Source organism: Maritalea porphyrae (assembly GCF_027213965.1).
In the GTDB taxonomy this organism is placed as follows: Bacteria; Pseudomonadota; Alphaproteobacteria; order Rhizobiales; family Devosiaceae; genus Maritalea; species Maritalea porphyrae_A.
In genome coordinates this window covers 537675-552859 of the sequence record NZ_JAPWGX010000001.1, presented here as the reverse complement: position 1 = coordinate 552859, position 15185 = coordinate 537675, and the positions used below count along the sequence as shown (strand labels likewise).

The 15185-nt window shown below is 49.1% G+C and carries 10 protein-coding genes; 9 read left to right on the top strand and 1 reads right to left on the bottom strand.

What is annotated here, in order from left to right; all coding sequences use genetic code 11:
- Positions 1-90 precede the first annotated feature (90 nt).
- On the top strand, positions 91-1590 hold the full coding sequence (locus O4H47_RS02920; RefSeq protein WP_269392437.1) for a CoA-acylating methylmalonate-semialdehyde dehydrogenase: 1500 nt from the start codon (positions 91-93) through the stop codon (positions 1588-1590).
- A gap of 946 nt (positions 1591-2536) precedes the next feature.
- Here O4H47_RS02920 and O4H47_RS02915 read toward each other — a convergent pair.
- Positions 2537-2761, bottom strand: coding sequence for a hypothetical protein (locus O4H47_RS02915; protein WP_269392436.1), 225 nt, complete (start codon positions 2759-2761; stop codon positions 2537-2539).
- 1077 nt (positions 2762-3838) lie between these two features.
- On the opposite strand from O4H47_RS02915, the gene O4H47_RS02910 reads away from it, so the two are divergent.
- From O4H47_RS02910 to O4H47_RS02875, 8 genes are all read left to right on the top strand, one after another.
- The gene (locus O4H47_RS02910) at positions 3839-5053 is read left to right on the top strand and encodes an ROK family transcriptional regulator (RefSeq protein ID WP_269392435.1); all 1215 of its coding nucleotides are present in this window, start codon (positions 3839-3841) and stop codon (positions 5051-5053) included.
- A complete protein-coding gene (locus O4H47_RS02905) occupies positions 5046-6296 on the top strand; it encodes a M20 family metallopeptidase (RefSeq protein ID WP_269392434.1) in 1251 nt (416 codons plus the stop codon). The genes O4H47_RS02910 and O4H47_RS02905 overlap by 8 nt, the downstream gene beginning before the upstream one ends.
- Positions 6297-6314: 18 nt before the next feature.
- The gene (locus O4H47_RS02900; RefSeq protein WP_269392433.1) at positions 6315-7364 is read left to right on the top strand and encodes a substrate-binding domain-containing protein; all 1050 of its coding nucleotides are present in this window, start codon (positions 6315-6317) and stop codon (positions 7362-7364) included.
- Positions 7365-7446: 82 nt separating this feature from the next.
- Positions 7447-8400, top strand: a complete 954-nt coding sequence (locus O4H47_RS02895; protein ID WP_269392432.1) for an ABC transporter permease — start codon at positions 7447-7449, stop codon at positions 8398-8400.
- An 8-nt stretch (positions 8401-8408) separates the two neighbouring features.
- Positions 8409-9614 carry an alanine racemase gene (locus O4H47_RS02890; RefSeq protein WP_269392431.1) on the top strand — a complete coding sequence of 402 codons (1206 nt, stop codon included), beginning with the start codon at positions 8409-8411 and terminating at the stop codon, positions 9612-9614.
- Positions 9615-9618: 4 nt separating this feature from the next.
- A complete protein-coding gene (locus tag O4H47_RS02885; protein ID WP_269392430.1) occupies positions 9619-10371 on the top strand; it encodes an ATP-binding cassette domain-containing protein in 753 nt (250 codons plus the stop codon).
- Positions 10372-12709: 2338 nt separating this feature from the next.
- A complete protein-coding gene (locus O4H47_RS02880) occupies positions 12710-13741 on the top strand; it encodes a LacI family DNA-binding transcriptional regulator (RefSeq protein ID WP_269392429.1) in 1032 nt (343 codons plus the stop codon).
- 126 nt (positions 13742-13867) lie between these two features.
- Positions 13868-15154, top strand: a complete 1287-nt coding sequence (locus O4H47_RS02875; protein ID WP_269392428.1) for an ABC transporter substrate-binding protein — start codon at positions 13868-13870, stop codon at positions 15152-15154.
- Positions 15155-15185: the final 31 nt, after the last annotated feature.

Here is a 15185-nt window from a genome sequence, read left to right as displayed (position 1 = left end):
GACCAAAACGCCTGTTCGGTTTCCCTCACCGGAGAAACAGCACCAAACGTACAAACCCACTAAATAGCCAACTCACGAAGGAATACCGATATGATCGAGATTGGTCACTTCATTTCAAATAATGTGATTGCAGGAACTTCAGGGCAATCCAAAGACGTCTTTAATCCATCAACTGGCGAGGTGTCTGGAAGGGTATCCTTGGCGAGTGTTGATGAGGTTGATGTGGCTGTTGCTGCTGCAAAAGCTGCATGGCCTGCTTGGTCGAAAACGCCAGCTCTTCGACGCGCTCGAATTTTGGACAAGTTCAAATCAATCCTGTGGGATCGATTGGACGAATTGGCACAAGTGGTTTCCAATGAGCACGGCAAAACATTTGACGATGCGCAAGGTGAAGTTACGCGCGGTTTAGAAGTTGTTGAATTTGCAACTGGCATCCCACACCTGATCAAGGGCGAGTTTTCAGAAAATGTGGGCACTGGCGTTGATAGCCACATGGTGCGTCAAGCCCTTGGCGTGGTTGCAGGTATCACCCCATTTAACTTTCCAACCATGGTTCCCATGTGGATGTTTCCTGTAGCATTGGCAACGGGGAATACGTTTATTCTCAAACCCAGTGAGCGCGACCCTTCCGCGCCGATATTGATTGCACAATGGTTAAAAGAGGCAGGTCTGCCGGACGGTGTGTTTAATGTGGTCAATGGCGACAAAGTTGCGGTGGATGCATTGCTTGAGCATCCTGACGTTAAAGCCATCAGCTTTGTGGGCTCCACCCCAATTGCCCAATATATCCACCAGAAAGGCACGGCCAATGGCAAACGCGTGCAAGCCCTTGGTGGTGCTAAAAACCACATGCTCATTATGCAGGACGCAGATTTGGATATGGCGGCCAACGCCCTGATGGGTGCGGCTTTTGGGTCAGCTGGCGAACGCTGCATGGCAATTTCGGTTGCTGTGCCGGTTACGGATGCTGTAGCTGACGCATTGATCGCCAAACTCGTTCCCAAAATTAAGGCGCTCAAAGTTGGACCATCCCTAACACCGGGCATGGAAATGGGTCCGCTTGTGACTGGTGAACACCTCCAAAAAGTTACCTCATATATCGACCAAGGCGTTCAAGAGGGTGCTGAGTTGGTGGTTGACGGCCGGGACCTCACAAAACCTGATGGACACGAAAACGGATATTTCATCGGCGGCTCCCTGTTCGACAACGCCACCACAGATATGACGATCTATAAAGAAGAAATATTCGGCCCAGTACTAACGGTAGTGCGCACCAAATCTTATGCCGAAGCCGTTGAAGTGATCCACGGACATGAATATGCAAATGGCGTTTCCATCTTCACGCGGGATGGCGATACTGCACGCTCGTTCAGCCAAGATATTGAAGTTGGCATGGTAGGCATCAACGTGCCCATTCCTGTGCCAATGGCCTTTTACAGTTTTGGTGGCTGGAAAAACTCACTGTTTGGCGATCACCATATGCATGGCATGGAAGGCGTTCGTTTTTACACCAAAATGAAAACCACCACTAGCCGGTGGCCAACTGGCGTGCGAAATGACGCGCAATTCTCTATGCCAACACTGGGGTAAACGGCGACTGTTTTCGACGGAGGTGTACCCACTGTTCGCTAATCAACAACTTGAAAAACAAATTCGGCAACAGCTTGCCGTTTCGATCTCCACTTTTGAAGGGATGGTTTGCGTTCATGGTGGTGTGGGCTACAAGTATTCTAATCAACGTACGTCTGCTTCAACGACCGTTCGGTTTTGCCTAGCACTTTTGATGAAGTTCCGTTCTCCGCCCAAGCTCAAAGATTATGTAGTTATTGAGCTTGGTCGGTTTGTCCGCAAAGCCAACATCGAACTTCAGCTAATCCACACAGCTCGCTACTCATCCTCAAACGGGTTTATTTTCAACTGCAATTCGAATTAGAACGTACCGTTTGTTCAGTGTTTGACGTTTTACGCTCCCAAATCCCCCTGTTGGTTGTTTTGGTTTGCAAGTCGCTGCCAATGAGAAAATGTAGAGTATACAACTGCAATCTGGTCCCACATATCCGCAATACAATCCCACTTAACGACAAAGCGATCCCGCGTAGCGACAATCGAGAGCCAGTTAACGCATTGCAGAACTGTATATAGGCTTCGGAGCGAGCGGTTGCGTGCATATAATTGCAATCAAAACCGCGGAATCTACTTTGCATTTTTGTTGGGATGGGGTTTGGACCTCAAGGTAATAGACTGAAATACAAAGATATTTTGTGGTATTTCCATTGCGACACTTTATGAACTCCTCGGGAAATCAACAACAACACCCCGCAGGCCCGTTAGCGATAAAAAAAATCCACAGCCATCTTTTCAAGCATTTGAGAATATCGTTAGAATGACTGTAAATCATTTAGGTTTTTCAGCGCATTAGCTCGTGGTGCTGCGTGGCGAGACGTCTGCGTGGAACAAGATCTGGCCCATATTGCGCAAAAGTCTCGTTTGCGCTTTTTGAGGCTGACAGGTTTTAGATTTGTGCATCGCTCGTGGGTTAGAGCGCTTGAATGATTTTCCGCTGCTCTTGCCAGTCAGCCGGGAGCGGGTGGCGTTGCAGATATTTGGTCGTTAAGCCGCACGGTTGTTTGCCTTGAAAAATCGACTTCACAATGTCTGGTGCAACAAATGCGAGGTTGATAATCTGCATGATGCGACGCTTGGATGTGTTGCTGGCTGTTGCAATCTCATCGATATGCTTTCCGGACTCTATCTCATTCAAATAGTAATGCGCCATAGCAAGGTTTTGGATGAGCGTTTTGTCTTGTTCACCTTAGAGCTCACCAAAATCGAACTTTGGTTCGTCGATAACATTGCTTTTAGAAAGCAGAGGAGGGGAGGGCAACAAGGATACCATTCTAAGCCTCCGTCGGTTTTGCATTTCCAATAGAATACACAGTCTCTCCAGATCGAACAGAGCGGGACATCGCAACGTCAACGCCTCCCTTTCGCAATCTAGACGCTGCTAATCTCACACTTTGAGGTTGCCAAACAAGTCGATTTACGATGGTGGACATCTTGACCCTGATTGGCTCTGCCAGTTGCCGGGCTAGTTGTTGGGTTTTACTTGAAGGGTAGTTATCTTTAGTCATTTGGAACTCCTCTCGATCTAAACAAGGCGAAAGCACCTTGCACCGAGAAAAGCCCGAAACCGGGCAGCAATCATTTTCTTAAATTCATGCCCCAGCGGGCTGCCACACAAGTGCTTCCTTTTTGGCATAAGTTCAGTCTTTGATTGGGCAAATCTTGGTGAAAATGGGAACCGTGTCAGGGTGTTTAGCGTGTTGTCGCTCGTTGTCCGGGTTTGAAGTCGTCGTGGTTAGCTGGTGCGCAAAGAGCTTGTTCTCCATTCCTCGATGTTCAACTTTTCAAAGCCAAATTACCAGTTAAGTCCAATAACCTCGATATTGTGTGCGCCAAAGCGCCCTTTTTCGCGCCAGCTCAACATCTCGCAGGTGAAGTTTTTGAGTTTGGATAGGACCGCAATGGGTGGAACGCAGACATTAGCTGAACCTCAGCTGTCGGTTCAAACGGATGAACGCTCCCCTCATACATCAAACCTACACCGACTACGGTCACCGATTAGATTTTCCTATCCGTACCGATCTTTTCAGCTTCCTTGTTAAGCTGAGCATTGGTTGGGAACTTTCTTTGTGTCTTAACTCTGGGGTTTCGGACTTCCGCGTCAATTTATAGTGAGCCTCGCGGATGTTTTTCTTCCTTAAATTTGGTGTAGCTTGACAAATTTCAAAACACAATCTATTAGTTCGTCAACTTACCGAACTAATAGATTGATTTGATGACCGAAGCAGCGAACAATATACGCAAACTGAATAAGTGTAGTGTTTTTGAGACAATTGCGCACGAGGGGCCGATTTCGCGTGCTGCCATTGCAAAGCGATTGGGATTGTCGAAACAAACGCTTTCTGAGGTGGTAAAACAGCTCGAAGATGAAGGATGGGTTCGTCAGGTTGGTCTTCATAAAGGCTCTGTTGGTCGTGCGGCGATGAATTACGAAGTTGTGCCAGATGCCGCCTTTGTTGCAGCTGTTGATTTGGGTGGCACCAATGTCCGCGTCGCTATTGCGGATTTGTCCTGCACAATATTTGGCGACGCTTCGGAGAAGACCAGCCCAAACGGAGGCCGAGATGTGGTGAAGCAAGTCGCTGAGCTTTGTCGTTCCGTCATGGCAGAGCGAGAGCTACCTCTCGCTAAGTTACGATTGGTGGTAGTTGGGGTTCCTGGTGTGCCTGACGCTGAAACGGGTGCTGTTCTTATGGCGCCAAATATTGCTCATCTGGATGAGATCGATTTTAACGGTGAATTACGGGCCGAACTAGGCGTTGATGTTATCGTCGAGAACGATGTCAATCTTGCTGTTCTTGGCGAACATTGGGGTGGCATCGGCCATGGATTTGATGACATCGCCTATATTGCGATTGGAACCGGCATTGGTGCGGGCATCATGGTCGGTGGAGAATTGGTTCGTGGTAAAAACGGATCTGCCGGTGAACTTGGTTACCTTCCTTTTGGCGCTGACCCGTTTGATGAAGAGTCTTTGCGTCAAGGTGCGTTGGAACGCGCAACCGCGACGGACGCCATTCGAGCCCACTACAAAAAACTGACCGGCGAGCAACTTCAGGTCCCGGAAATATTTGACCGACTTAATGAAGATGAGAATGCACGAATTGTACTTGATAGTGTGGCCAAAGAGGTCGCGCGAGCATGTGCGACAATTATGGCGATTACCGATCCCGAGCAAATCATCTTTGGCGGCTCCATCGGTCGACGCACGGAACTCTTTGAGCGCGTTAAACTGCAACTGGCACGCATTTCTCGATCCACTACGGAACTTGGGATAAGCGGTTTGGGTGGCCGCGCAGCGCTGATCGGTGCTGCATCTGTTGGTTTGAGCCAGGTTCATGCGACTTTGCTCACTGGTGGCATTCCAGGTGCGGAAATTAGTTTGCCGCCGGCCAAACTGTCGAAGTTGGAGGCGCTGGTGGATGGTTAGCCTGGCCGAAAAACTTCAAAACCAACTGGATCGCGACAAGGCAGTTTCCTTGCTGCGTGGTGCTGTGAGCAAAAACAGCATCACAGGCAACGAGGTCAATTTTGTTTCCTACTTGTACGACGAAATGAGTGTGCGACTCCTCACGCCAGTCCTTGAAGAATTTTTGCCCAACCGTCCAAACATTTTCGGTAAACGGCCAGGATCCGGCGGCGGGAAAAACCTACTATTTGCAGGCCACACCGATACTGTCCATGTGAATGGATGGCGTGAAAAATGGGCCGGGGATCAACGAGAAGATCCATTTGGTGGTCCAATTATCGACGGCGAAATGTGGGGGCGGGGTACCGGTGATCTTAAGGGTGGTATTTGCACCTGCCTTGCGGCACTTGATCTAATTGATGCAACTGGCATTCGGCTCAAAGGCGATGTTTCATTCGCGTTTATTGGCGATGAAGAAAGTGGTGAAGAAGGTACAGGCGTTAGTGCTGGCATTGACCACCTGACGCGCTCAGAGGCATTCCTAGGCGAAAACAACCCTGATTTTGCCATCTATGTTGAGCCCACCCAATTGCAGGTTTTTCCAGCTCAAATGGGCTTTTTCATCGCGGATGTCGAGATCGTCGGTAAATCAGCGTATTTCGGCGTGCCAGAGCAAGGCATTGACGCTCTAAGAGCTAGTCATAAAGTTCTTGAACAGATTTGGGCACTATCAGACGCAATGTCTAAACAAGCACACCATGAACTTGTTGGCCGGCCGTTCATTTTGGTGACCGAGGTGCAAGGCGGTGGTTACATTGCAGTGCCCGGTGAATGCAAACTTTCCCTGATTTGCAAATTATTGCCAGGACAAAGCTTGGACGAAGCCGTAGCTGAACTTGAAAAGGCCATTGAAGACGGCCTGGCCAATTCGGGTTGTTCCTTCAACATCACCTATCCAGCAGGTCGCGACCACAAATTTGGCGGTTCACCAACAGACATCTCGCCTAAGCTAGAGCCAATTACAAAATTCGCAAAGATCATCACCGAACACATGCCTGATCGGGGAGAAATTCAGGGTGCGCCATATTGGTCTGAAGCACCGTTCCTAATTGAAAGACTTGGGTGCCCAACCATCTATTGTGCGCCCGGAAATATCGCGCATTGTCATACGCTGGAGGAGCGTATTTCAATCGATGAATATCTTACCGGCATCATTGCTTTCGCGGAGTTCATCGTCAGTTTTTGCGAGATCGAAAACCAATAGTAACGAGGAGAAATCAATATGCACTATCTATCGAAAACCGCTCTATCTGCGGTTGTCGCTTTGGCATTATCTGGCTCAGCATGGGCACAAACAGTTGGCCCAAATGGCGAAGCCGCAACCCCATCGTCAGAAGTAACAGTTGCAGACAGTGACGTTGCCGCGCTTAAGGCAGGTAACTACAAGGCGGCGTTTGTTTGGCATGATCAGTCAGATTTTGTAAGCGCCGTTTCATTGGGTGCAACGGATGAATTTGACCGTTTAGGCATTGAAGTTGTAGCAACAACCAACGCGGGATTTGATACTGCAAAACAGCGCAGCGATATCGAAACCGTCATGGCAAAATCGCCAAACATCGTGTTGGCCTTGCCGCTCGATCCTGTTGCATCTGCCGCTGCATTTAAAGAAGCAACCGAAACTGGCGTACAATTGGTGTTCTTATCTAACGTACCGGCAGGCTACGAACATGGTGAGCAATATGCATCTATTGTAACCGACGATCTTTTCCAGATGGGTAAGCAAGCCGCTGATGCACTGGCAGCAAATATGGGCGGAAAAGGCTCAGTTGGATGGATCTTCCACGATGCCACATATTATGTGACCAACCAGCGCGACAACGCTTTTAAGACAACAATCGAAAACGATTATCCTGACATGGAAATTGTTGCTTCCGCTGGCATCAGCGACCCTGCACGGGCTGAAGAAATTGCCAATGCGATGTTGCTCAAGCACCCAGATCTTGGTGGCATTTACGTAACATGGGCCGGTCCCGCTGAGGGCGTCTTGTCTGCACTTCGCACCAATGGCAACAAAGACACCAAGATCGTAACGCTTGATCTGTCTGAACCAATCGCACTCGACATGGTTCGTGGTGGAAACGTTGCTGCATTGGTTGCAGACGAGGCATATGAACTTGGCCGCGCCTTGGCAGCATCAGCTGCACGCGGGTTACTTGGCCAATCCAGCCCAGCATTTGTAGTGGCACCTGCTGTGACCGTGACCAATAAAAACATAAATGAAGGCTGGATGCTTTCACTTCACCGCGAAGCACCAAAGAGCCTGACCCAATAACTCCCTTTGACCTAGCTGGGGGCGGCATCGCTGCCCCCATTTTTGCGGTTTACCCCGCCGCTCGCATTACAGGATTTTGCAAATGCAAAAGCTAGCCCAACTCTCACAGAAGCTGAATTTGACACAATATGTGGTTTATATTGGCTTTCTATTGATCTTCGTGTTCTTCGCCATAACTTTAGGCGATGATGGGTTTTTGACCCAGCGGAACTTGGTCAACATCGCCCTACAAACCGCTCCCACAACAATTATGGCGATAGGATTGGTGTTCGTCCTCGCAGCCGGAGAAATCGATCTGTCCTTTGGCTCGATTGTTGCTGTTTCTGCGCTCGCGAGCGCTGTTGTGCTTGGCGAGCAACCACTGTTTTTTGGCATTTTGGCAGGATTAGGCGTTGGAGTTGCAATTGGATTTTTCAACGGCATACTCGTCGCTTATTTGCGCTTGCCGTCTTTCCTTGTGACATTGGCAACTATGGGCCTATTTGCTGGCATTGCCCGCACCATGACGGACCTTAGGTCTGTGCCCGTTCTTAATTCAACTTTCACTGATTTATTCGGCTCCGGTTCGCTCTTTGGTGTACCTTCACTTGTTTTGTGGACCATCGGCGCAGTTGCGCTAGGTCATTTCGTATTCCGCGAAACCAAATTCGGCGCACACGTCTTGGCCACAGGCGACAATCCGCGCGCGGCGCAAGTTTCTGGCATCAAGGTTCCGCGTGTTCGCATGCTGGTGATGATGGTTTGTGGCGCTTGTGCTGGCCTTGCAGGTCTACTTTATGCCGGTCGTTTGCAATCAGCGCGATACACGTTGGGCGAAAGTGACCTAATGACCGTAATCGCTGCGGTGATCATAGGCGGCACTGCACTGAATGGCGGGAAAGGTACGATCATTGGCGCCCTAGTCGGCTCGCTTATGATGGGCATGCTCAATAATGGCCTTATATTGATGGGCCTTTCTGTTTCGGACCAAATGATCGTCCGAGGATTAATAATTCTGATTGCAGTCGCCATTTCATTGCGCGACGTAAACCGATAGGAGCATCCATGTTTCTCGACCTTATTCGAAGAAGAAACCCAAAACTCATCGAGACAGCTATCGCTTTGCATCAGGCAGGCAAAATCCCTGCCAATGCATATGTTCTCGACTTGGATGCCGTGGAGCATAACGCCGCAATATTGCGCGCGGAAGGCGATCGTTTGGGCATGAAGGTCTTTGCCATGACCAAACAGGTTGGACGCAATTCAGGATTTTGCCAAGCAGCTGTGCGCGGCGGCGTCGATCGTGCAGTTGCCGTGGATGTTGCCTGCGCGGTGGCTTGCACTCGGGCCGGTTTGCCAGTGGGTCATGTTGGTCATCTCGTGCAAGTTCCTAAATTCGAAGCTGATCTTGTTGCGAGTTACATCAAACCAGACTATTGGACGATCTTTAGCATTGAAAAGGCACGGGAAGCGGCGGCGGCCGCAAAAAAAGCTGGACGTGTTCAAGATTTGCTTGTCCGCATTAAAGCTGACGGAGACACTTTCTACTCAGGCCATGAAGGCGGTGTGAAAGCCGAAGAGATAGTGGCCTTTGCCCGTGTCGTCGATCAGTTAGATGGTGCACGGTTTGCTGGCATCACGACTTTCCCCGCTCTGCTCTTCAACCAAGAAAGCAACGAGGTCTTGCCAACTCACAACCTTTCCACCTTGGAAGCGGCTGCCATGGCTCTAGTGGATGCAGGCTACAACGATATAGAAATCAATGCGCCTGGCACCACGTCTTCCGTTGTTCTTGAAGCTTTGGCGAACGCAGGTGCAACCCAATGTGAGCCTGGCAATGCCTTGCATGGGACCACCCCATTACACGCCGTTAAAGACCTGCCTGAACTTCCAGCTGCGGTTTACCTCAGCGAAGTCTCCCATCTGCATGAAGATAAAGCCTATTGCTTTGGCGGCGGTCTATATATTGATCCCGTGTTTCCAGACTATGACTTGAAGGCAATTGTGTCTTCAACGCCAACGGCTCAAGCAAACGCACTCGCAAGCGTTGAAATTCCACCAACAAGCGCAATCGATTATTACGGCATGATTGATGCGACACAAAATGTTTCACCCAAATCTGGTGATAGCGTTGTGTTCGGCTTTAGAGGGCAGGCATTTGTAAAGCGCGGATACACTGTAGGCGTGTCAGGCATTTCCAAAGTTACGCCAAAAGTTGTGACAATCGAGAATATTTTTGGTCAAGAAGAAGCTTGGCCCAACCTAAGGTAGTCAAATGAATAGTCAAACTGTTGATGTGCCTCAGGACGTACTGCGGCTTGAAAATATCCACAAATCCTTCGGTGGTGTGGTCGCAATTGAGGACTTTTCGCTCGATCTGAAAGCGGGAGAGATTGTTGCACTTGTTGGTGACAATGGGGCTGGTAAATCGACCCTGATTAAGATCATATCAGGTGTATACACCCCTACAACCGGCACCATTTCGTTTGACGGAGATGAGGTCAATTTCAAAGACGCGACCCAAGCACGCGCGTCTGGTATTGAGGTTGTTTATCAAGACCTTGCATTGGCTGATGAGCAGGCTGTTTACATGAATATGTTTCTTGGTCGCGAGCAAACACGTGGGCCACTTTTCCAGTTGGACCGCAAGAAAATGATTGCTGAGACCGAGCAGCTCGTTGAAGATCTTGACGTTCGCATCCCCTCTGCTCGAACCACCATTCGCAATCTGTCAGGTGGACAACGCCAAGGTGTTGCAATCGCCAGAGCAACCCATTGGGCAAAAAAACTGGTTTTGCTGGATGAGCCAACAGCGGCACTGGGTGTGGCAGAAACAGCAAAGGTTGAAAAGCTTGTCGCAAGCCTCAAAGAGCGCGACCTCGCTGTCCTCATCATTAGTCACAGTCTAGACCAAGTATTTCGCCTCTCCGACCGCATCTGCGTCCTGCGCCGTGGTCAGCAAATTGGCATTCGAGAAACGGTAAAGACAGACAAAAATGAGATTGTATCGATGATCACAGGGGTCTAGTTGCGTTTGTGGCGGCAAGTCGCCACAATGCTGCGCCAAGCGGAGGCATTCGTCCATTTACCACCGGACTACGGTCCCAGTAAAATTCGACGAGTGATCAATCTCCGCCTACTTGATAAGCGGGCTACAAATCGCGCCGTGGTTAATAAGTCGAGACGGCCGCCTTTCGATGATTGAGAGGTTTTGTCAGTGCACGATGTCGGCTTTAGGGAAATTGAAGTGCTATATTTATTTTGCGGCTAAGGTCGGTTCTGGGCCGCGAATGCAAGATACTGATTAGTGGGGCGCAACCCAGAAAAATAGTCGCTCAGATAGTATTGCTTTGCGATACGCCAATCGCAGGGCACCCAGTACTATTTTTGATGCCGCTCTCTAGATCAAATCAGCTTACGACCGCTTCGTTGCATTCCCGCAAACATCGTCACAATCTGCTCACAACTTTCAACACCCAACTCGAGGTCGTGTGTGACCAAGACAATTGAAAACCCTTGTTCAGCTTGGAGTGTACAAAGGCGATCAAAAATCTGATCTTGAACAATTACGCCAAGAGCAGTTGTTGATACGACCAGTTTACGATGTATGCTTGGTAACCTCCAGAACATGCTTTGACAGTCTGATAAGCGTCGGCGGGTTTCTGAGCAAATTTTCAGCAAGCTTGGAGCTGAGTTTACTCAGCTCGTTCCAAATGGCTGTCTCGAAAAGCTCAGCTTCATCTAAATCATGGTTTTCCATATCTATTGGTCTCAACTCACTGATACAAAGCTGACGCTGTTCATGTGACATGCAGTTTTGGACCACAAACGAGTGACAATAGTTGCCGTCCAAAAACTGGGACATCATCTCGTTAGAACTGTTAATGATGGACTTCCTTTCTACCCATACCTCTCGTTGCAGCTCAACATCCCCAACCCTGTCGCAGCAGTACTACGATGCGATCCAGCCAGGCATCCAGAGGCTCGATAATCTGAACTAGGTAACTCATTGCTTTCGTTCCTATTTGAATTTGAAATCGTCTGGATTTATATGAGAACGCTTAGAATCTCGGATTGTAGGATTGCCGTTTTTGTCCAAAGGTTTTCCAATCTTCTGCCACTTAATATCGTCATCTTTCTGCCAAAGATTTTGGTTGTCGCCTTTGCCATTCATACTTCGAATATGAGTGCGCGGATCAATCTTCGACCCCCATTTTATGCCATCACCTTTCTTGCTGGGGCGTGGTGTCCAGCTTTTGGTAAACCACGTGGGGGCAGTTTCCACTTGGGACCACTACCCGCGCCAACAAGCACCCTTTCGCCGACATCCCACTAACTAACGCACTCAAAGCGCCCATCCGGATCCACAACTGCAGCGGATCAGCTTGCGTAAACCGTCCAGTATTGGGGTCGTAGTAGTGGTTTCAATGGGGTTCAAAATTTCTGACAACGGACAGCGCGAGGTCAAATCCGCACAAGTAATCTTTGCGCAAAGGCTCTTTAGTGCACGAGCTTGAAGTTCATGAGCTGAACTTTGAATTGGAGTGCCAGGGCAGCCGACATAGTTTGCAACGGCATTTTTCCTGATATGCTCAAGTTGGATTGCCAAATTGTCGGACGCCGAGTTCATCGATCGTTTCCTTATTAAGCGTGGTCGTATGTCGGACATCGCGGGGCGCCAATCTGTAACCGCGATGGTAGGGATGAATTGATGACAAAGCGCCGGTATGCTTTTGTTTTGAAAGTGTACCTGAAGCTGCACGTGCAAATTTCTCAGTATCAGATATCCACGTCATCGAGACATTTGTGGGGCAGGATTCCGCAAGACCACCAACAAATGTCGATTGTTTCGCGCGTGGAAAAAGCAAAACGGGTTTAATCGGTGCGGGCATTCAATTTGTGGTCTCTAACCGAAGTGCCTCGCTTCCGATTACATTGGTTGTTGACGTTGGGGCTATCAACGAGGCAAGAGGCAAGAGCGTTGATCGATTAAAAGTCGCCTAGCCAAAGGCCAAGCAAAATCCGATTGATGAGAGTCAGCTTGGAGCTCCTTGTGGTAATTGCAAAGTGGTAAGCAAGTGCAATAGCCGAATGCTACGACAGCAAAAACTGTGCTGATTTTCTAAATGCGCTACGAACCAAACTAAAGAGTAAAACTGTATGCCCCGCAGCAGCATATGACTAACGGATTTTGCGGAGAAAGACCTATTCCTATTTGCCCGCAGATCGTTTGAAAGGCAGGCGCATTTGGTGAAAGCAAATGGTCCAGGCTCGGACTTCACTTGATGGAAGGCTAAAAGTAATTGATTTTTGCCGCGCGATAAGAAATTGTAAAGTCTAGGTCAATTTTGAAGAGGTTTGGTGCTATGAGAAAACCAAAAATCCAGAATATGGAAGAGTTTGCTGAATTTAGCGGATTCTCACGACCTACAATTTCAAAGTACTTTAACGATCCACAGAGTGTTCGCTCTAGAACGCGAGACAAGATCGAGGAGTCACTTGCAAAGTGTGACTATCGGCCGAATATTTTTGCCATTAATCAAAACAGAAAGCTTACAAAGAATGTTGGCATAGTGGTTCCTTATTTGGCCGATCCATTCTTTGCTGAAATGGCGCGAAGAATTGAAACTCTAGTGATTGCAGCAGGGTTTCAGCCGATTTTGCTTAGCTCTCATGGTGATCCTGCATTGGAAATAGATAATCTTGCCTCACTTAGATCAATTAAACCAGCAGGTGTCCTAATCGCGCCGTTGGGGCGGACTTCGGATCGTGCTGCAATCGAAGCATTTTGCGCAGATGTGCCCACCGTTAGTTTTGACGCTAATATTGAAGTTACGGGAGAGGCCTTTGTGGGCCACAATAACGCTCAAGCCATAGAAGTCATGCTAGAGTATTTAGTCAGAAGTGGTGAGCCTCCGGTATTCTTCGAAATGCGCAATCCGCCGAACCCAAACGCGAACAAACGACGCAATGCCTATATCGAGACGATGGAGCTGATGGGTCACACGCCGCATGTTATTCAGGCCGAGGGTGAGGGATGGAGTCTTGAAGAGATAGGTTTTCGCGAAGGCAGGAAGGCTTTGGTAGACAAAGCTTTTGCGACTGGCACAATCTTTTGTTCGAATGATCGTTTGGCTATTGGATTTTTGGCTGCCGCTTATGAGCTTGGATTGCGCGTTGGACTTAGCGAGGATTGTGCACTTCGCGTAGCTGGGCATGATAACCACCCATTCTCGAGTTTCACGTGTCCCACGCTAACCACCGTGTCCCACGACTATGAAGCGATTACTGCACGCAGTGTCAAAATGCTGCTTGAGTTGATTAACAAGGATGAGCGAAGCGGTACAGGGACAACAATACTGTTTGATGGTAAATTGATCATGCGCGCATCTGCCTAGCAATGCACATGCTCAAAGGAACTAAAGTTTACGCGCGTAAATTTTAATGTTGACCGCCGTTATGTTTGTTACTATGCTCCTCCTTGTGTTGTCATTATCAGAGTGACAATTTTTCGGGAGGAAAATATGAGAACATTGAAATCTGCAGCTCTTGGGCTTGCGGTTTGCGCCACTAGCGCGATTGCCATTAATGCAGCAGAGTTGACCATTGCGATCGTGAACAACGGTCATATGATCAACATGCAAAAAGTGGCTGAAGCCTACACCGCAGAAACGGGTGTTGAGCTAAACTGGGTCTCGCTTGAAGAGGGGGTGTTGCGCGAACAGGTAACTTCAGACACTGCCACGGGTGGTGGCCAATATGATGTTATCAACATCGGCATGCAAGAAGCGCCGATTTGGGGCGCTGCCGGTTGGATTGAACCGCTTGAGTTCGGTGCTGAATATGACCTTGAAGACATGCTGTCGCCAATTCGCGATGGCCTATCACACAATGGCACGCTTTACGCTGCGCCGTTTTATGGTGAATCTTCCATGGTTATGTATCGCAAGGATTTGACCGATGCAGCAGGTGTTACCATCGCCGATAGCGACAACTGGAACAACATAAAGGCGGCTGCAGCAGCGATCCACAACCCAGACCAAGGTATTTATGGCGCGTGCTTGCGCGGTAAGCCAGGCTGGGGCGACAATATGGCCTTCATCACAACAGTTGTAAATTCGTTTGGCGGTGCGTGGTTTGACAAAGATATGCGTCCAGCCATTGATTCAGATGAGTGGCGTGCGGCGATCAATTTCTATGTTGATTTGCTTGGCACCTATGGCCCTCCAGGATCTGAAGGCAACTCATTCAACGAAATTTTAGCGCTTTATAACGAAGGCAAGTGCGGGATGTGGATCGACGCCACAATCGCTGCGTCCTTCCTAGAAGTTGATGGCGTTGCTTATGCGCAATCACCGCACGCTGGTAACCCCGTTGGTGCTAACTGGTTGTGGGCTTGGGCAATGGCAGTACCTGCTGGTTCACCTAATGCTGTCGAGGCTAAGAAATTCATCGAATGGGCAACATCCAAAGAATACGTTTTGGCTGTCGCCAACCACCCAGACTTTGGTTGGGGTTCGGTGCCAACTGGTACGCGTACATCAACTTATGCATATCCAGAGTTTCTTGCTGCGGCTCCGTTCGCCGAGGCTGAAATTACGGCGCTGCAATCTGCTGCACCTGAAGCCACAGAAGTGAAGCCATATGTTGGTGTTCAATTCGCGGCTATCCCAGAATTCCCTCAAGTCGGGAGTGCCGTTGCACAGGAAATGGCTGCGGCGCTCTCCGGTGCCAAATCTGTAGACGAAGCACTGGCAGCATCACAAGCGGCAGCTGATGCTATCATGAGAGAAGCTGGTTACTACGAATAAACAGTAGCTCTCCCGCCCAAAAAGAAGGGTT